Here is a 17623-nt window from a genome sequence, read left to right as displayed (position 1 = left end):
AGAGGCGGACTTCCGTCAGCTCGGAGTCCGGGTACACGTCGAGGTTTGGGGCCGGCCTTGTGGTGAGCGGGGCGGCTGTATGTCTCGCCGGTCGCAAGGATCCGGCCCACGTCATGACGGAGGGCCGGGCGGCGGTTCCTCGAGCCCGGTGGTCGGCCGGGCCCGGGCTGGGTCGGTTTCGGTGCACGGGCTGGAGAGCCGGTCTTCGTGCGGAGGTTTCTGAACCCACGCCGGACTCGGGCAGGCGTCAGTCTGTTCGGTGGGGCCGGCTTCTCCCAGGGCCGCCTCAGATCGGTGGTCAGCGGGCGGGCCGGCCGGAGCTGGGCATAGGCCGCGACCACCAGCAACGTCCACCGATCGGCTGCCTCCGAGCTGCGGAGCCGGGGCTTGGTCCAGCCGAGTGTCTGCTTGAACAGGCGAAAGGTGTGTTCCAGGCCGAAGCGCCGGAGGAAGGACTGCCAGCAGCGGTCTACGTCCGCTTCGGTGGCGCCGGTGCCCGACCACCACAACCAGACCGGCTTGTTCACCCCGCCGCTGGGCATTTTCTCCACGACCAGCCGGAGGACGGTGCCCTCGATGATGGGCAGCGGTCCATCGTGGTCGATCCACTCCGCCCGGCGGGTCAGCCGCGGGTGCAGCCGCGACAGCGTCGAGGCAGCCAGGCGGTGGCTGTGAAGCCCAGCCCTGGTACTGAACCGCCCTGGGCGCCTCAAGTGACGGGCACCTAGGACTCCTGACAAAAGTGGTGGACTTGACCTGGTCAGAGGTCGGTGTCGCGCACGAGGCCGCCGGGTATCGGGACGCAGTCAGCCCCGTAATGGCACGCGATAAACCCGGCGACGTCGGCGATCACCCCCGGGATACTGGTCGCCCATGGATGAGGTCGAAGTCGTTGTCGCCCATTCCGAGCGCGCGACCCTGCGCGTCGGCGACGTGTTCCTGAAGGTGGACGCCGATCAGGCACGCATCGACGTCGAGGTCGAGGCGATGTCCCTCGCGCCGGTCCCGACCCCGGAGGTCCTGTGGCGCAAGCCGCCCGTACTCGCGATCGCCGCACTCCCGGGGACGACGCTTGGGCGCCTCGGCGGGCCGTCGACCGGGGCGTCGGCGGCGTGGGCCGCGGCGGGCGCCGCCATCCGGAAGCTGCACGCCGCGCCGCTGCCGCCCCGGCCCGGCCGGGCCGGCCGGAGCATCGTCGCGCTGGCGGCGGAACTCGACGACGAGTGCGAGTTGCTCGTGACGAACGGCCTCCTGCCCGCCGACCTGGTCACCCACAACCGCCAGGTCGCCGAGGCCGCGCTCCGGCCGTGGACTCCGGCGTTCACGCACGGCGACCTGCAGATCGCGCACGTCTTCGTCGACGGCGACGAGGTCACGGGCATCATCGACTGGTCCGAGGCGGGCCAGGGTGATGCCCTGTACGACCTCGCCACCTTCACGCTCGGACACGAGGAGCACCTCGACGACGTCGTCGCCGGCTATGGAACCGACATCGACCTCGACGTGATCCGCGCGTGGTGGTCGTTGCGAAGCCTGCTGGCAGTTCGCTGGCTGATCGAGCACGGCTTCGACCCGTTCGCGCCGGGCTGTGAGGTCGACGTGCTGAGATCCCGGATGTGAGGCTGCGCGGGCCCGACTGCTACGAACGCGTTCTGACGCATCGAGCAGGCCATCCCCTGGGGCGCATCGCCTGCCCTTACTCTCGACATGGTGCGGTGCGCAGTCGCCGCCAGCAGATGACGGCGCAGCCGAGGGTGACGAACGCGTGGTGGATGTCGTCGCGGATCTCCCAGCGGATACGCAGGCAACGGAACCAGTACAGCAGCGCGATCGCTCCTTCCACGACCCAGCGGTACACGCCCAGGCCGGAGCCGTGCCCGGTGCCGCGCCGGGCGAGGTGCGGGGTGCGGGGTGATCTGGAACCGGCGGACCTTGTCCCGGTAGACCTCGTGGTCATAGCCGCGGTCGGCGTACAGATCCCTGGGGCGGCGCAGTGGCCGGCCGCGCTTGCCGTGGATCGGCGGGGCCTGCGACCGTGTACAGCCCGTCGTCGCCACGAAGATGATCGCGGCCGGCACTTCGCGGTCGCCGTACCGGCGCCGGCCCCCCGTTCTCCGTCGTCGACTGGTGCAGGGCGCCGACCAGTGCCTCGACATCTGCCTTGTGCCGGGCGAGCTGCGGCAGAAGCTGTCCGAGGAGTCCAGCGCGGTCAGGGCGCTGCCGCATCCAGGAAGCGGCGGGACGGGACGTCTCATGCCACCCGACCCCATGTGACCGTCCACGTCTGTTTGTTGTCCGAGACCGTCGAGGGGCTGGTCGGGCGGCTACTGCCCCGATGACCGCGCGTCGTATTCGTGCTGCGCCGACAGGACCTCGTCGCTGTGCTCGATCGTCCATTCGTGCAAACGTGTGAAAGGACCGCGGAACGACTCACCGAGGGGTGTGAGGGAGTACTCCACGCCGAGCGGGGAGGTCTCGAGCACCCGGCGCCGGATCATGCCGTTGCGTTCGAGTCTACGCAGCGTCTGGGTCAGTACCCGCTGCGTGACGCCCTCCAGTTGGCGTTTGATCTCGTTGAACCGCGTCGGTCGCTCCAGGACCGCCATGACCATCATCGACCACTTGTCGGAGATCTGATCGAGGATGGGTCGGCTCGGGCACTCGGCACTGAACCGCGGAGCGCCACGGGACGGCAGGGACGAGGGGCTGGTATCCATCAAGATCCTTGGTTGTCGAAAAGTGCGTTATTGACCGTTCATGGCGCAGAGCCCAGGGTTGGTATGCGTTGCAAACCTACTAGCTCACCGCAAACCTTGGAACTCTCATGAACCTGGACCAGTACACGACACTCCGCGTCGCAATCGATGCCGGAGTCGCGCGGATCACCCTGGACAACCCCCCTGTCAACGTGCTCAGCGGAACCCTGATCCGCGAACTGCATGACGCTCTCGGGATGCTGCGGGACGACCGCTCGGTCTGCGTCATCGTGTTCTCCAGTGCCAACCCCGAGCTCTTCATCGCCCACGTCGACATCCACATCCTCAACGAGATGGACGAGCTACAGGAGATCGCGGACCGCAACCCGAACGCCAACCTCTTCCAGGGGGTTGGCGAGCTGCTGCGCCACCAGCCACAGGTAACGATCGTCAAACTGGCGGGCAAGGCGCGAGCCGGAGGCGCGGAGTTCATCGCGGCGGCCGACATGACCTTCGCCGCGCGGGAAACCGCGGGCATCGGCCAGAGCGAGGTGTTGATGGGCATCGTGCCGGGCGGCGGGGGCACGCAGTACCTGCGCGAGCGGGTCGGGCGCAACCGGGCGCTGGAGCTGCTGCTCACCGGTGATCTGGTGGATGCGGACACTGCGGCCGCCTACGGGTGGATCAACCGTGCGGTACCCGCGGCCGAGCTGGACGCATTCGTGGACGGGGTGGCGGAGAAGATCGCCGCGCTTTCCCCCGAGCTCATCGCCGCCGCCAAGCAGTTGGTCCCTCCGGCGGACCTGACCGACGGCCTGCGAGCGGAAAACGACGCATGGACCGAGCTGGTGAGCGGGGATCTGCCGGCACGGCTCATGACCGGGGCTCTGGAGCACGGTGCCCAGACTCCGGCGGGCGAGCACGATCTGGAATCGGTCATGCGAAGCCTCGCTGCTGGCCTGTAGAGCGGAAGCCACGGCCCGGGAAGGCCCCTGGACGGGATCCGGTTGTGCCAGCGTCACCGAGCGGCATGTGCCGGCGCGCGCCTTGGCTGCCCCTGGCGTGACCGGTTCCACCCCCTTTCGTCCCAGTGAACCCGCGGCCAGCGAGGTAACCCACATCTCGGTGCACAACCCGCCGGCATACAAACGACCATTCAAGACCCAGCCGCCGACCACAGCGCGGACGAACGCCATCGAGCCTGCTGATGGTCCGCGGCAGGTTCGATCCGTCTCAGCTAACCGTTCGCGAGGCGGCGATCCCACGGCCAAGGAATCAGACCACGGCGCGGTACATGGACCCCGCCGTGGTGACGTGCGCGATCCTCGGCCAGTGCCGTGGATCGCGCCACAGCCAAGAGGAGAGATGAAGCAATGAGGGCAGCCTTCTACGACACGCCCGGTCCCGCGAAGAGCGTGCTGCGGGTGCTCGACGTCGAGCACCCCGAGCCCGGCCCCGGCCAGGTCCGCGTCCGCGTCGCAATCTCTGCGATCAACCCGGGCGACATGTTCATGCGGCTGAACTCCACCCCGCAGGACTTCCAGCGCGTCGGCGAGCGCACCGGCCGCATCCCGCACCAGGACGGCACAGGCACGATCGACGCGGTCGGCGCGGGCGTTGACCCGAGCCGGGTCGGCGAACGCGTGTGGATCTGGATGGCCGGCGCAGGCCATCCGTGGGGGACCGCAGCGGAGTGGACCGTACTGCCGTCCGAGCAGGCCGTTGCGCTGCCGGACGGGATCTCCGACGAGCTCGGCGCCTGCCTCGGCATCCCGGCGATGACCGCGCACTGGTGCCTGCACGCCGACGGATCGCCCCGCGACCGCACGGTACTCGTCGCGGCCGGTGCGGGCGCCGTCGGGCACTACGCGATCGAACTCGGCCGGATCGCGGGCGCACGGATCGTGACTACGGTCAGCGGGCCGGAAAAGGCCAAGTTGGCCAGGGCCGCGGGCGCAGACCTCGTTGTGAACTACCGCGACGCCGACGCCGCACAGCAGATCCTCGACGGAGCCGGGCCTGTCGACCGGATCATCGAGGTCTCGCTGACCGACAACCTCGAACTGGACCTGGCCGTCACCGGCCCCGGAGCCACCATCGTGACCTACGCAGCACAGCCCGACGACCCGACTCTGCCGGTCTTCCGGCTCATGTGGTCCAACCTGGTGCTGCGGTTCGCCTTGTTCCTCACCGAACCGCGGGATGCGCTGCTGCGTGCCGCCGCCGAGATCACCGCAGCCCTGCGCGAGGGCGCTCTTACGCCACTGCCAGTGCACTCCTTCAGCCTCGACGACGTGGCGGCCGCACACGAGGCCGTCGAGAACGGCATCATCGGGAAGGCTGTACTCGACCTGCGCTGATCAGTCCATTGCGAACGGCACGAGAATGAGCAATACCTCCCTGCCTCCAGGGTTCAGGACGAACTCGTAGCCGCGGCTCGCCGCATCCATCGAGCCGGCCGAGGAGCAGGCTGAACTGACTTGTGGATCGGGGTAGGAAAGGGTCGAAGATCCACTTGATCGCCGAGCGGACCGGACTGCCCCTGTCCGTCGGGATCTCCGGTGCCAACCTCCACGACAGCAAGGGCATGGAGTCCTCCAAGCGGCTGGGCCGTCCGTCACCGTTGGGTGATCGAGCGGACTGTGGCCTGGCTCGCCGGAAGCCGTCGCCTCGCGCATCCGCGGTCAACTACGCTCTGAGCGCCTACAGCGGCAGGGAAAGGAACCAGGATCGGCATGTCCGACGACTCTGAGCAGATCCGTGCCCTGATCGAGGGATGGGCAGCGGCGGTGCACCGAGGCGGCCTGACCGAGGTCACGGCCGACCACGCCGACGACATCGTGATGTTCGATGTGCCACCACCGTACAAGCCACCGTACAAGGGCGTGCGGGGCCTCGCCGCGTATCGGAAGGTCTGGCCGCCGTTCTTCGCCTGGCAGGCGCAGGGCGCCTGCTTCGAGATCGAGGAGCTCGAGGTCACGGCGGGCGAGGATGTCGCCTTCGCCTTCGCGCTGCTGCGCTGCGGCACCGAGGAGGAACTTGCCGAGCGGCCCGAGTTCCGGATGCGGCTCACGTTGGGGCTGCGTAAGGAGGAGGGACGCTGGGTGGTGGCGCACGAGCACCACTCCTTCCCCGACCTCCACGGGCCGGATGAACAGGCTCAGGCCGAGCGCGAGGTGCGCGCGGTGCACCAGCACTGGTCCGACCGCACCGCCACAAAGGATCTGGACGGGCTGATGGCCCACATCGCCGAGGACATCGTCTCCTACGAGCACGACACGCCGTTGCAGTACCTCGGCCGGGACCAGGTGCGCGAAGCGTGCCGCGCGGGCCTGGACTCCGCGCCCGGCGGGGTGACCTGGGACGGAGCTGGAGGAACGCGGGTGCGTCGTCCTGCTGTAAATCACCCGCCGACACCCTGGAGTCCGGGGTCGAGGCCACCCGCCGACTCGCCGTCGATCCTGCTCAGGAAGGCACCACCGGCCAGTTCTTCGACCGCCTCCGGGCCGCCCGCCCAACCGACCAGGCTTACGACGAACAGGCCAGCACGGCTCTGCGCGCCCGCAGCCTCGCGCTCGCGAACGGCTGCCTCACGACGGCGCACTGACCTCGACACCGCCCAGCGGACGCACGGCAGGGATCCCCAGCGGGCAGGTCCCCAGGTCCGACAGGGCCGCCTGGCCGCGGATGTCGCGACAAGCGATGTTCGCGCGGCGTGCCGAGGGGGATGATGGCGGCTATGGCGCTGTCGACGCGGTTCACGGAGTTGTTCGGTGTGGAGCACCCGATCGCGCTGGCGCCGATGGGTGGATCTGCCGGCGGTGCGCTGGCGGCGGCCGTCTCTCGTGGCGGTGGGCTCGGGATGCTGGGCGCCGCGAACGGGGACCCGGAGTGGCTGGCCCGCGAGCTGCCGCTCCTCGCGGAAGCCGCCGGGCGGCCATGGGGCATCGGTTTCCTCACCTGGCAGATCGACGTCGGCGCGATCGAGCGGGCGCTGGAGCACCGGCCCAGGGCGGTGATGTTGTCCTTCGGGGATCCGAGCCCTTTCGCTGAGCGCATCCGCGCGTCGGGCACGCCGCTGATCATTCAGGTAACCGATCTGGAAGAGGCCAACCGGGCGGTCGACGTGGGCGCCGATGTCATCGTGGCGCAAGGCACCGAAAGCGGTGGGCACGGGGCCCGGAAGGGGCGTTCCACCTTGCCGTTCGTGCCGGTCGTGGTGGATCTGGCGGCACCAGTGCCGGTACTGGCGGCCGGTGGCATCGCCGACGGCCGCGGTGTCGCGGCGGCCTTGGCGCTGGGCGCTGCGGGGGCGCTCGTCGGTACCCGCTTCCACGCCACGGCTGAGGCCCTGGTGGCGCACTCGACCGCCGAGGCGATCGTGGAGAGACATGGCGAGGACACCGAGCGCAACAGGGTGCTCGACATCGCCCGAGGTTCCCGGTGGCCGTCGAAGTACACCGCTCGCACCCTTGGCCACCCCTACCTCGACCAGTGGCGGGGCCGGGAAGCCGAACTCGCGGCGGACCCCAGGGCCAAGCAGGACTATCAGCGCGATGTGGCGCAGGGAAACCTTCCCGCACTGCCGATGTGGGCCGGCGAGGCCATCGATCTGATCACCGACCTGCCATCCGCGGCCGACCTCATGGCTACCTTGGCCGCACAGGCCCAAGACGCACTCGACCGTGCCGGAAGACGCTGACCCCAGTGGAGCCGGCGGGGCTACCCGTGCTGGTGGCCGCAGTGACATGCGGCAGCCGGGCGGAGCGGGCGTCAAACGGTAGACGGTCTCCGTCATCCGGGTGGTTCTCTGCCGCCCGCTCAGCCGCCCGCTCGGCCGACGCCCGGTGGCAGCCGGGAAGATCGCGTTTACACCTGTCCCCGGGACGGGACCGGGCAGGCTGTTCCCGCGGCGGAAAGGATCGACGATGAAATTCCTCTACGAGGACGAGTCCTTCTCCTTCGAGGCACTGCGCGCCGCGGGCTACGCCGCCTATGGTGGCGCCGACCTCGGCGAGGTCCTCGTCACCTGCCGGCGGATTCCGGAGGGAGACGAGGATGCCTGGTCGGCCCAGTTGGCCGCGACGGCGGCGCGCGTCGAGCGCATCGGCCGGGACGCGCTGGCCGCCGGTCACCGGGTCAGCGCCCGGGAGGCGCTGCTGCGCGCGTCCAACTACTACCGGACCGCCGACTTCTACCGCCGCGAGAATCCCGCCGCCGACGCCGAGTCGGCGCGGCTCGCCAAGGCATCCCAACAGACGTTCGCCGACGCGGCCGCCCTGTTCGACACTCCGGCGCGTGCCCTGCGCATCCCGTACGAGGACACCACGCTTCCCGGCTACCTGTTCCTCGCCGACGATTCGGGCGCCCCGCGCCCGACCGTGCTCTTCCACGGCGGGTACGACTCCACCCTCGAGGAGAACTACCTGGCGCTGGCCGCGGGCGCGCTCCGGCGCGGCTACAACGTCATCGCGTTCGACTGCCCCGGTGAGGGCAGCACCGTCCGCGAGCAGGGCCTGCACTTCCGGCCGGACTGGGAGGCCGTGGTCACCCCCGTCGTCGACTTCGCGCTCACCGTGCCCGAGGTGGACGCCGGGCGACTCGTGCTGATCGGCATGAGCCTCGGCGGCTACCTCGCCCCGAGGGCGGCCGCCTTCGAGCACCGCATCGCCGCGTGCGTGGCGTACGACGGCGTCTACGACTTCCACGCGGTCGTCGCCGCGACCGCCGGCCGTGCCGTGTCGATGCCCGGCGGTATGGAGGCGTTGATGGCGCGGAACACCATGGTGCGATGGGTGGTGCGCAACGGCCGGTGGTCGGGCCGCGCCGGTCAGCAGGGCAACGGCCTGAAGGCGCACGCACCGACGACGGCGCGGGTCGGGTACTGATCCAGGGTGACACCGCAGGTCAGCGACGGTATCCGTGGTGACGGGCCGGGAGGCGGAGCAGAAACGGTTCAGTACGGAGGGTATGCGGGAAGCGACGTTCCAGCATCTGTGGTATGCGTATGCCGCATGGACATCTCCAGTACGGGGCTGCGGGTCCTGCAACAGATCGCGGAATCCGGCAGCTTCACCGCGGCAGCAGCCAGGCTCGGCTACACGCAGTCGGCGGTCTCACGACAGGCCGTCTCGCTCGAACGGAGCGCGGGCACCACCCTGTTCGACCGCCGCCCCGACGGGGTGCGGCTCACCCCCGCGGGTCTGACCCTGCTGCGCCACGCCCGCACCATCCTGGACTGCCTCACGGCGGCCGAGGCCGACCTCACCGGCACCGTCCCACGGACCGAACTGGTGCGGCTCGGACTGTTCCTGAGCGCGGGCGCCGTCATCCTGCCCGCCGCGCTCACCCGCCTCACGGCGACCGACCCGCAGATCACGGTCACGACGACCGAGGGAACCACTCCCACCTTGATCCGGGCGCTGCGGGCGGGCTCGATCGACCTCGCCGTGCTGACGTCCCGCCCGCCCCACCGGCCCTTGGACAGCGAGTCGCCGCGCCTGCACGTCGAGACCATCGTGGACACCGAACTGGTCCTGGCGACGCCTTCGACCGGGAAGTTCGCCGGCCGCACCACGGTGCATGTCGACGAACTGGTCGACGCCGCGTGGATCGCCACCCCGTCGTCGAGCTCCGAGCCACTGCTCGGCGTCTGGCCCGGCCTGCCCGGACGGCCGCGCATCGTCCATTCAGCGCGCGACTGGCTGACGAAGCTTCATCTGGTCGCCGGCGGTTTCGGGGTGACGACGGTGCCGTCCCGGGTCTTGCCGGTGCTACCGCCCGGGGTGAGCCTGGTACATGTCGAGGGCGCGCCGCCTGAGATCCGCCGTGTTCTCGTGGCGCGCCTCCCCGGCCGTCCCACCCCGGCGATCACGGCCGTCACCCGAGCGATCACCTCGACCGTCTGACACCTGCCGCCGGGGAGGCCGGCCGACCCCGGTCATCGTCCGCGCGATCACCCCCGCGCCCCCGGATTCATCGATGCCGCCGACTTGCCCGTCGCGCTGGCCGGGCTGCTCTGGCCGCCCGGGGCTTCACCGCGCGCTGCGCTGGGAGGGAGATTGCGGGACGTGGTCGATCATTGCCTCCTCGTCCATGCCCAGAGCAACGGCAAGAGCCCCCGCCGGGGAACCGCGGGTCGCCTCAAGAGGGTATGCGGCCCGGCGGATCGTCACTGTCCGCGGCAGCCAATGCGGCAGCTCCGATCGCCGAGAGCCGCCCTAACGATGATCGCGTCAATCTGTAGGCGACGGTGCGACGTATTGACATGACTGCTCCTACTCCAGGCAGCGGGGTTCCCCCGTGGGGCACCTTCGAATCGGCCCGCGCTGTCCGGTGCGGCAACGACCTTGCCCGAACGCCGCTGCCACAGGCAGAAGCCGGACCGCCCCGGCCGCCGGGCACCGTTCAGGCCCCGCCCAGGACCGTACTCAACTGCTCGCACATCCAGTCGAGTTCCGCGGGTTCGATGGTGAGGGGCGGGGCGAGCCGAATGGTGGAGCCGTGTGTGTCCTTGGCCAGTATCGACCGGTCCAGAAGTCCTTGACATGCCTGGCGTCCGGTCATGAGGGCGGGGTCGATGTCGATCCCGGCCCACAGGCCGCGGCAGCGGACGGCGACGGCGCCGTGCCCGATCAGGGCTTCGAGCCGACCTTGGAGCTGCTTGCCGAGTTCGGCCGCCCGTGCCTGGTACTCGCCGCCGCGCAGCAACCCGACGACCGCGTGGCCGACGGCGGCTGCCAGCGGGTTGCCGCCGAAGGTCGATCCGTGGCTGCCGGGGCGGATCACACCGAGAACGTCATGGCGGGCGACGACCGCGGAAACGGGCACGATACCGCCGCCGAGCGCCTTGCCGAGGACGTAGATGTCGGGCGTGACGCCCTCGAAGTCGCAGGCGAATGTCGTGCCCGTGCGGCCCAGTCCTGACTGGATCTCATCGGCGATGAAGAGCACGTTCTCGCGACCGCACACCTCCCGCACACGCCGGAGGTAGCCGGGTGGCGGGATGAGGACACCGGCTTCGCCCTGGATGGGTTCGAGCAGCACGGCCACGGTGGTCTCGTCGACCGCGGCTTCCAGGGCCGCGGCGTCGCCGTAGGGGACCGTGCGGAAGCCGGGCGCGAAGGGGCCGAATCCCTCACGGGCGAGGGGATCGCTGGAGAAGCCGACGATCGTGGTGGTTCGTCCGTGGAAGTTGCCGTCGGCGACGATGATGGTGGCATGGTCCGGGGCCACTCCCTTGCGTTCACACCCCCATTTGCGTGCGACCTTGATGGCGGTTTCGACAGCCTCGGCGCCTGTGTTCATGGGCAGGACCGTGTCCATGTCGGCGAGGTCGGCCAGGTCTCGGCAGAAGGGTCCCAGGCGGTCGTTGTGGAAGGCCCGGCTGGTGAGGGTGATGCGTTCCAACTGCTCGCGGGCCGCGGCGGTCAGCGCCGGGTGGCGGTGGCCGAAGTTGAGAGCCGAGTAGCCCGCGAGGCAGTCCAGGTAGCGGCGGCCTTCCACATCGCTGACCCAGGCGCCCTCGCCGGAGTCCAGCACCACCGGAAGGGGGTGGTAGTTGTGGGCGGTGGCCGTCTCGGCCAGGGACAGGTGGTGCCGGGTTGTGGAGCCGGGGGTGGGGTTGGTGTGTGTGCCGGTGGTGGTCATGACGGGGTCCTTGTGATCGAGCGGGGTGCCGGGGCGTCAGGCGGTCAGTTCGGCGGCGGCCAGGTAGCCGGCGAGCATGGCGCGGGCGACGTCCCGTATCCGCTCGTCGGCCGGCAGGAAGGTGGGTGAATGGAGCTGTTCGGCCCCGCCGTGGGTGCCCACGAACACCATCAGCGACGGCAGATGTCGGCAGAAGAAGGAGAAGTCGTCCGAACCCGCGGACCGCAAGTCGTCACCGGTGCGCAGGCCGAGACTGCCGAGCAGGGGTCGGGTCGCGGCGGTCAGCGCCTCGTCGTTATGGAGGACGGGCTCTCCGCGTTCGATGGTCACCTCCGCGGTGCAGCCGTGGCTCTGTGCCACCAGCTCCGCGACCTCCGTCAGCCGGGAGTGCAGGATGTCGCGGTCGCGACCGTCCAGCGCCCGCACTGTGCCGCGGGCTTCGGCGGTGCCGGGGATGACGTTGGCGGCGGTGCCGGCCGTGAGGGTGCCGATGCTGAGGACAACATGTGCCATGGGGTCGGTGCCGCGGCTGACCAGGCTCTGGAGGGCGACGACGACGTGGGCCAGGGCGACGACGGGGTCACGGGTGAGGTGCGGGTAGGCGGCGTGGCCGCCGCGCCCCCGCACGGTGACCGTGAACTCGTCGGCCGAGGCGTTGACACCACCGGGGGTGCAGGCGACGGTGCCGACCGGCAGCAGGGGCTGGACATGTGCCCCGATCACGGCCCGGCAGCGCTCGCGCTCGAGGATGCCGTCTTCGACGATGTCCCGGGCGCCGGATGGATAGGTCTCCTCTCTCGGTTGCAGAACGGTCAGCAGCGGGGCGGGGCCACCACTGGAGTCGACGGCGCGGGCCAGAGCGGTGAGCGCGGCCAGATGTACGTCGTGGCCGCAGGCGTGCATGATGCCCGGGTGCTCGGAGGCCCATGGCGCGCCGGTGGTCTCCTTGACGGCGAGCGCGTCGAGTTCGCCGCGGACCGCGACCGCGGGCCCCGGGCCACCGACACGCACCACGGCCCCGGTGTCGGCGACCTTGGTGGTGGAACCGGTGGGCAGCGCGGCGAGCAGGAGATCGCGGGTGGGGGCTTCGGCACCGGACAGGCAGGGACGGGCGTGCAGTCGGTGGCGCAGTTCCACGGCGGCCGGCAGTTCCTTCTCCAGCGCGGTGGACAGCGCGGTGAGGTGGTGGTGTTGGTTCATTCCGCGGTCTCCAGCCGGTAGACGCGACGGGCGTTGTCGCGGCCGATCATGCGCACCACCTTGAGGGCGTCGTCCACGTCCCATTCCCCGCTGTCGGTCCAGGGGGTGATGGCTCTGGTCATGCCACGGCGCCACAACAGGGCGCCGAGGTGGTGCAGTTCGGGCGGCCCCCAGGCGTCGGAGGAGAAGAGGATCTTGGCGAAGGGAGCGAGTTCCAGTGATTCGGCGATGACGGCGTCGGAGCGCACACCGGTGTAGTTGATGCCGAGGCCGACATCGAAGTACACATGAGGGAAGACCTGGGCGAGATAGCCCGCGTTGCGCTGGAAGGGGTAGCAGTGCAGCAGCATCAGGTCGGTGCCGTGCGGCTCCACGTTCTTGATGAACCGGGTGAGCAGCAGCGGGTCGCACCGGTGGAGTTCGACATCCGGGTCGCCGTATCCGGCGTGCAGTTGGATCGGCAGACCGCGGTCGACACCGCACCACAGGGCGAAGCGCAGCAGAACCGGGTCGTCGACGCGGATGGTGCCGGTGTGATCACACCTCCTGAGCCAGGTGTCCGCCGCGGCGGACACCTCGTGGGCATGGGGGCGTCCGGGGTCGAAATCGAAGCCGTGGCGGTAGGCGATGATGCTCTTGAGACCGACCGCGGTGGCCGTGCGGGCGGCCAGGGTCTCGCGGAACCGGTCGGGAAGGGCGGCGGCGGTGACACCGCCGCGCACCACGTCTTCCAGTACGGTCTCCAGGCGCACCACCTCGTCGACACGGCGGCCGGAGGCGGCGGCCATGCCCTGAGGGTCGAGGATGTCTTCCCCCTTGTAGCCGGTCTCCAGCAGATAGTGGCCGATACCGGAGGTCTCGAGCAGTCTGCGGTTGACCTCCTCGGTGCCGAGTTCGCGGCGCCGGGCCAGGTATGCCTCGGGATCGGCGTGCGGCGCGAGGCCGAGCGCGGGGGCGCACCAGCGGCGGATGGCGAAGCCGATCTGCGAGTCGAACTGGGTCATCCACGGCGGGATCGGGCGGTCGGACTCGGTGAGCATCTGTTCCAGCGCGGCACGGTCGGCCTCATGGCGCAGGGCGCCGTGGACGTGATGATCCACGAGAGGTAGCCGCTCGATCTCGGCGGTGATCCGGTCAGTAGACATTCCGCACCCTCCGGATGCGCTCCGCGTCGTCCAGGCCGTCGAGCTGGGCGAGTTCGGACCGTTTGACGGACAGATGGGTGGCCAGCAGCCGCGGGTCGAACCAGGACCGGACGGTGTGGTCCTTCTCGAGGGCGTCCAGGGCCTCGTCGAGGCTCGCGGGCAGTGCCGGGGCCTGGGCCAGCACGGACTCGTCGGTCTCCTCCGGCCATACGGTGGGCTCGTCGTAGTTCCGGGTGAGGCCCGCCAGACCGGCGCGGATCAGTGCGGCCAGAGCGAGCCAGGGATTGGCCGTGGCGTCGGCGGCGCGATATTCCAGGTTGAACTGGGCGGCGGGGTCCGAGTCGCCCAGTGCGGTGGTGGGACAGATGCGCAGCAGCGCCTCGCGGTTGCGCTCGGCCAGGAACACCCCGCCGCTGCTCCAGCGGTGAGGTGTCAGGCGCAGGAAGGACACCGGGCTCGGCGCGGTCAGGGCGGTGAGCGCGGGGGTGTGGGCGAGGATGCCGGCGCTGAACCGGGCACCGGTGGCGGAGAGCCGCCCGGGGCGCTGCGGGTCGTACAGCGCGGGGCGTCCGTCCGCGTGGCGCAGACTCAGGTGGATGTGCACACCGTTGCCGACTCCGGTGGTGGCGAGGAGCGGGGAGAAGGAGACGGGCAGACCACGGCGCCGGGCCAGATCACGGACGAGTTCCTTGAGGAGCACGGCACGGTCGGCCGCGGCCAGCGCCTCGGCGGGGCGCAGGGTGAGCTCGAACTGGCCGTCGCCGTACTCGGGAATCCACGTCTCCGGCTCAAGACCGGTGTGTTCCAGCAGCCGTACCAGATCAGTGCCGAAGGGCTCCGCGTCCCGGAAGCGCCGCAGTGAGAACGGGGCGCTCTCGGGCAGCCCGTCGAGGACGAATTCGTGCTCGAAGGCCGCGACGACCTCCAGCCCGGTGTGTTCGCGCAGCTCCGTCAGGGTTTCGCGCAGGAAGGTACGCGGGCAGCACGCCCAGGGCTGCCCGTCCGGCAGCGTCTGGTCGGCGAGGTAGAGCAGCATTCCGGGCGTGGTGCTGTCGGCGGGTATGCCGACCGCGGTGGCGGCGTCGGGGACCAGCCGGAGGTCGCCCCGGGAACCGAAGACGTTGTCGGGGGCGATCGGCCCGAACGAGGAGATCGCGAGGTTCGCGGGGACCCAGCCGGTGCCGCTGCGGAGCACCGCGTCGTGTGCGGCGGATGGCACTGACCTGCCCCGCACCAGGCCGGCCAGGTCACATGTGGCGACGAAGACGGTGGTGGAGCTGTCGGCGGGGAGTGTCATGAGACCACCTTGGTGTTGTCAGCGGTTGGCTCGGGGCCCGGTTCACGTCCGACGCCGGTGTCCCCGTTCAGCTCGCTGGTGAGGCGGGTGCCGATGCGCCGTGCGAGCGAGGGAGCCAGGAGGATGATGGCGACGCCGGTCAGGCACCAGGCCGCGGCGATCCAGGGAAAGTAGGTGTAGGGCGCGCTGAGCCCTGCGGACTGCTTGAAGAAGACGAAGCAGAGGTAGCCCAAACCGATGAGGGGGATGGGGAGTTCGCGTCGGGGGATGTTGCCGCGGCCGGAGAGCGTGAAGGCGATCACGCCGGCTCCGGCGAGGGCGTAGACCACCAGGACGCACAGCACGCCGATGGTCGCGAACCAGTAGTAGGTGTCGAAAGCGGAGGTGCCCACGCCGTACATCACCAGGGTGAACGTGATTCCCACGGCACCGCACAGCCACAGGGCCCCGGTGGGGGCGCCGGTGCCGGGGTCGGTTCGGGTGAGCGCCGGCGGACCGAAGCCGTCGCGGGCCAGGGCGAACACCATGCGGGACGCGGCGGCGGAGGAGGACAGCGCGGCGGCGAAGGCGGAGGCCACCGCGGTGAAGGCGACGACGAGCGAGAACCAGGTGCCTACGTAGCTGTCGGCGAGGGTCACCAGCGCTGATTCCGCACCGGCGAACGCGCTCACCCCCTTGTCGTCGGTGCCGAAGCCGATGGTCTGGACGAACATCATCAGGACGTACAGAACACCGGTGAGCAGCACACTGCCCGCCAGGGCACGCGGGATGTTGCGCCGGGGGTCGTCGGTCTCCTCGCCCAGGGACGCACATGCCTCGAACCCGGCCCAGGACAGAAAGGCGAAGACCGTCGCGGTCATCACGGCGCCGTAGGTGGCGGCGCCGGGTGTGAACACCGACAGGTCGAACGACTGGTGGCGGGGGGCCGATCCGGTGCCGGTGCGCCCGATCACGACGGTGGCGAGCAGCAGCATGGCCACGATGCCGATGCCTTCGACGATCAGCAGGGTACGGGCGGTGATCCGGGTGTCACGCGAGTTGAGCGCGGTGACACCCAGGCCGGCGGCGATCGCCACGGCGGCCCAGGGGCCCGTGGACGTCACACCGAGGGAGTGCAGGAACGCGTGGGCGAAGACACCCGTGGCGGCGAGGGTGCAGACGAGGAAGGCCAGATAGGTGCCCAGCAGGGCGAAGCCGCCGAAGAAACCGGCGCGGGGCCCGATGGTCGCCCCGGCCAGGGCGTAGACGGATCCGGCGTGGTGGAAGTGCTGGGTCAGCCGCCAGAAGCCGTAGCCGACGACGGCGACACCGAGGAGACCGAGCAGGAAGACGAGGGGCACCGCCTTGCCCACGGTGGCCGCGACCCCGGCCCCGTTGAGACCCATGGCCAGGGTGGGACCCATGAGGCCGACGGAGAGGGCCAGCGCCTCCCAGAGGCGCAGTTTGCGTGGCGGATGAGGATGATCGGGCACGACGTACTCCCGAGCAGAAGGAGGCCGCATGACCGCGGCCCGGGAACACCCTCATGAAATATTCATTACATGCGGCAAGTCAACGGTGGCGGTGAAACAAATATTTCATGAGGAGTCCCGGGTCCCGCCCCGCAAGGTGTCCTCCGCCGCTCGCATCCGCTCCTCGGCCGCCGGGCCCAGGCGTGCGTGCACGGCGGCGACCAGGGTTTCCACCAGTGCCACGGGGGCCACGACGCTGTCGAACGGACTGGGCGCCTCGACCCGCGCGGGGAGCACCACATCGGCGAACTCGGCCGCGGGTGACAGCCATGGATCGGTGAACAGCACGATCTTCGCCCCCTGCTCATGGGCGTGCCGGGCCAGCTCCACGGTGTCGTCCTGATAGCGGCGGAAGTCGAAGACCACACATACGTCCCGCCGGCCCACATCGACACGGAACCCCGCGTCCCGTCCCGGGGTGGGGGTGTGCACGATCGTCCCCGGACGCAGCACCCGAAGGTGCAGATCGAGGTATTCGGCGAGGAGTTGGGAGAAGCGGCCGCCGAAGCATGCGATCCGTTTGGCCGGGTCGCAGATCAGACCCACCGCGTGATCGAACTCCTGCTCGGGAAGGGCGGCGAAGGTCTGTCCCAGCGTGGCGGTGCCCACCTGCCGTGCCGCCTCCACCAGCTCGGACGTCGGTGAATCGGCGCCGATCACCGGCGCCAAGGTCAGCGGCGACGCCTGGCGCGCCTGCACCTCCTCGCGCAATGACTGCTGGAACTGCCGATAGCCGTCGAAGCCGAGCCGTGCGACAAAGCGTACGACGGTGGGTGCGCTGACCCCGGCCTGGGAGGCGAGCCCCGACGCGGAGTTCAGCCCGGCGGCCGGGTAGTTGGCGGTCAGCTCTCGGGCGATCTTCATCTCGGCCCGGGAGAGGCCGCCCTGTACGTGGCGCAGCCGCTCGGCCACGGTGACTCCCAGGCCGGAGGGCTCCTGCGCACCGCTCGCCGACTCCGTGTCCCCGGGGCGGTTCGCATGATCGCTTCGGTCTCCGGCCCGGTCGGCCATGGGCTTCCCCTCTCCGCGCTGTCTGACGCGACGATCGTTGCACACGCTCGGGCGCATAGGAGGCGCCCGAGCCCCTGGGGGGAGTGGCCCGGCGTCCGCCTGCCGGACCTGGGC

At 70.1% G+C, this 17623-nt stretch carries 13 protein-coding genes and 4 pseudogenes; 8 read left to right on the top strand and 9 right to left on the bottom strand.

Going from position 1 to position 17623, the window contains the following annotated elements; all coding sequences use genetic code 11:
- Window positions 1-35: 35 nt before the first annotated feature.
- A pseudogene (locus tag ACK1X7_RS46385) lies at window positions 36-647 on the bottom strand (NF041680 family putative transposase); the annotation flags it as partial.
- A gap of 226 nt (window positions 648-873) precedes the next feature.
- On the opposite strand from ACK1X7_RS46385, the gene ACK1X7_RS46380 reads away from it, so the two are divergent.
- A complete protein-coding gene (locus tag ACK1X7_RS46380) occupies window positions 874-1620 on the top strand; it encodes a phosphotransferase family protein (protein ID WP_413116730.1) in 747 nt (248 codons plus the stop codon).
- A gap of 76 nt (window positions 1621-1696) precedes the next feature.
- Here ACK1X7_RS46380 and ACK1X7_RS46375 read toward each other — a convergent pair.
- A pseudogene (locus tag ACK1X7_RS46375) lies at window positions 1697-2024 on the bottom strand (IS5/IS1182 family transposase); the annotation flags it as partial.
- A gap of 300 nt (window positions 2025-2324) precedes the next feature.
- Complete coding sequence (locus ACK1X7_RS46370; RefSeq protein WP_385158348.1) at window positions 2325-2717, bottom strand: winged helix-turn-helix transcriptional regulator; 393 nt, start codon at window positions 2715-2717, stop codon at window positions 2325-2327.
- 107 nt (window positions 2718-2824) lie between these two features.
- Between ACK1X7_RS46370 and ACK1X7_RS46365 the strand changes: the two genes are divergently transcribed.
- The 7 genes and pseudogenes from ACK1X7_RS46365 to ACK1X7_RS46335 all read left to right on the top strand — a co-directional run bounded on the left by ACK1X7_RS46365 (window position 2825) and on the right by ACK1X7_RS46335 (window position 9604).
- On the top strand, window positions 2825-3661 hold the full coding sequence (locus ACK1X7_RS46365) for an enoyl-CoA hydratase/isomerase family protein (RefSeq protein WP_390792334.1): 837 nt from the start codon (window positions 2825-2827) through the stop codon (window positions 3659-3661).
- Between the two features lie 408 nt (window positions 3662-4069).
- Complete coding sequence (locus ACK1X7_RS46360; RefSeq protein ID WP_413116729.1) at window positions 4070-5056, top strand: NADPH:quinone reductase; 987 nt, start codon at window positions 4070-4072, stop codon at window positions 5054-5056.
- 125 nt (window positions 5057-5181) lie between these two features.
- A pseudogene (locus tag ACK1X7_RS46355) lies at window positions 5182-5368 on the top strand (IS5/IS1182 family transposase); the annotation flags it as partial.
- Window positions 5369-5431: 63 nt separating this feature from the next.
- A pseudogene (locus ACK1X7_RS46350) lies at window positions 5432-5836 on the top strand (YybH family protein); the annotation flags it as partial.
- Window positions 5837-6423: 587 nt separating this feature from the next.
- Complete coding sequence (locus ACK1X7_RS46345) at window positions 6424-7398, top strand: NAD(P)H-dependent flavin oxidoreductase (protein ID WP_413116963.1); 975 nt, start codon at window positions 6424-6426, stop codon at window positions 7396-7398.
- A gap of 226 nt (window positions 7399-7624) precedes the next feature.
- Window positions 7625-8584, top strand: a complete 960-nt coding sequence (locus ACK1X7_RS46340; protein WP_390792332.1) for an alpha/beta hydrolase family protein — start codon at window positions 7625-7627, stop codon at window positions 8582-8584.
- Window positions 8585-8710: 126 nt separating this feature from the next.
- Window positions 8711-9604: a LysR family transcriptional regulator gene (locus tag ACK1X7_RS46335; RefSeq protein ID WP_390792331.1), complete on the top strand. Its 894-nt coding sequence runs from the start codon at window positions 8711-8713 to the stop codon at window positions 9602-9604.
- A gap of 499 nt (window positions 9605-10103) precedes the next feature.
- On the opposite strand, the gene rocD is transcribed toward ACK1X7_RS46335, so the two are convergent.
- From rocD to ACK1X7_RS46305, 6 genes are all read right to left on the bottom strand, one after another.
- Entirely contained in the window at window positions 10104-11345 is a 1242-nt protein-coding gene (gene rocD, locus ACK1X7_RS46330) for an ornithine--oxo-acid transaminase (RefSeq protein WP_385146290.1), read from the bottom strand.
- Window positions 11346-11381: 36 nt separating this feature from the next.
- Window positions 11382-12545, bottom strand: a complete 1164-nt coding sequence (locus ACK1X7_RS46325; RefSeq protein WP_385146292.1) for a M20 metallopeptidase family protein — start codon at window positions 12543-12545, stop codon at window positions 11382-11384.
- On the bottom strand, window positions 12542-13690 hold the full coding sequence (locus ACK1X7_RS46320; RefSeq protein WP_390792330.1) for an amidohydrolase family protein: 1149 nt from the start codon (window positions 13688-13690) through the stop codon (window positions 12542-12544). Before ACK1X7_RS46320 ends, ACK1X7_RS46325 begins: the two co-directional genes overlap by 4 nt.
- Entirely contained in the window at window positions 13680-14987 is a 1308-nt protein-coding gene (locus ACK1X7_RS46315; RefSeq protein ID WP_390792329.1) for a glutamine synthetase, read from the bottom strand. The genes ACK1X7_RS46320 and ACK1X7_RS46315 overlap by 11 nt, the downstream gene beginning before the upstream one ends.
- Window positions 14984-16459 (bottom strand): APC family permease, encoded by a 1476-nt coding sequence (locus tag ACK1X7_RS46310; RefSeq protein ID WP_385146296.1) that lies wholly within the window; start codon window positions 16457-16459, stop codon window positions 14984-14986. The genes ACK1X7_RS46315 and ACK1X7_RS46310 overlap by 4 nt, the downstream gene beginning before the upstream one ends.
- 105 nt (window positions 16460-16564) lie before the next feature.
- Window positions 16565-17509, bottom strand: coding sequence for a MurR/RpiR family transcriptional regulator (locus ACK1X7_RS46305; RefSeq protein ID WP_385146298.1), 945 nt, complete (start codon window positions 17507-17509; stop codon window positions 16565-16567).
- Between the last annotated feature and the right edge of the window lie 114 nt (window positions 17510-17623).

It is taken from the genome of Streptomyces sp. CY-1 (genome assembly GCF_047218265.1).
Taxonomy (GTDB): domain Bacteria; phylum Actinomycetota; class Actinomycetes; order Streptomycetales; family Streptomycetaceae; genus Streptomyces; species Streptomyces niphimycinicus.
The sequence above is the reverse complement of the archived record's forward strand: the minus strand, read 5'-3'. Positions and strand labels throughout refer to the sequence as shown.

Bases quoted from the DNA above. Each gene is read 5' to 3' on its own strand.
- ACK1X7_RS46380 (WP_413116730.1), top strand. From the start codon at position 874: ATGGATGAGGTCGAAGTCGTTGTCGCCCATTCCGAGCGCGCGACCCTG.
- ACK1X7_RS46370 (WP_385158348.1), bottom strand. From the start codon at position 2,717: ATGGATACCAGCCCCTCGTCCCTGCCGTCCCGTGGCGCTCCGCGGTTC.
- ACK1X7_RS46365 (WP_390792334.1), top strand. From the start codon at position 2,825: ATGAACCTGGACCAGTACACGACACTCCGCGTCGCAATCGATGCCGGA.
- ACK1X7_RS46360 (WP_413116729.1), top strand. From the start codon at position 4,070: ATGAGGGCAGCCTTCTACGACACGCCCGGTCCCGCGAAGAGCGTGCTG.
- ACK1X7_RS46345 (WP_413116963.1), top strand. From the start codon at position 6,424: ATGATGGCGGCTATGGCGCTGTCGACGCGGTTCACGGAGTTGTTCGGT.
- ACK1X7_RS46340 (WP_390792332.1), top strand. From the start codon at position 7,625: ATGAAATTCCTCTACGAGGACGAGTCCTTCTCCTTCGAGGCACTGCGC.
- ACK1X7_RS46335 (WP_390792331.1), top strand. From the start codon at position 8,711: ATGGACATCTCCAGTACGGGGCTGCGGGTCCTGCAACAGATCGCGGAA.
- rocD (WP_385146290.1), bottom strand. From the start codon at position 11,345: ATGACCACCACCGGCACACACACCAACCCCACCCCCGGCTCCACAACC.
- ACK1X7_RS46325 (WP_385146292.1), bottom strand. From the start codon at position 12,545: ATGAACCAACACCACCACCTCACCGCGCTGTCCACCGCGCTGGAGAAG.
- ACK1X7_RS46320 (WP_390792330.1), bottom strand. From the start codon at position 13,690: ATGTCTACTGACCGGATCACCGCCGAGATCGAGCGGCTACCTCTCGTG.
- ACK1X7_RS46315 (WP_390792329.1), bottom strand. From the start codon at position 14,987: ATGACACTCCCCGCCGACAGCTCCACCACCGTCTTCGTCGCCACATGT.
- ACK1X7_RS46305 (WP_385146298.1), bottom strand. From the start codon at position 17,509: ATGGCCGACCGGGCCGGAGACCGAAGCGATCATGCGAACCGCCCCGGG.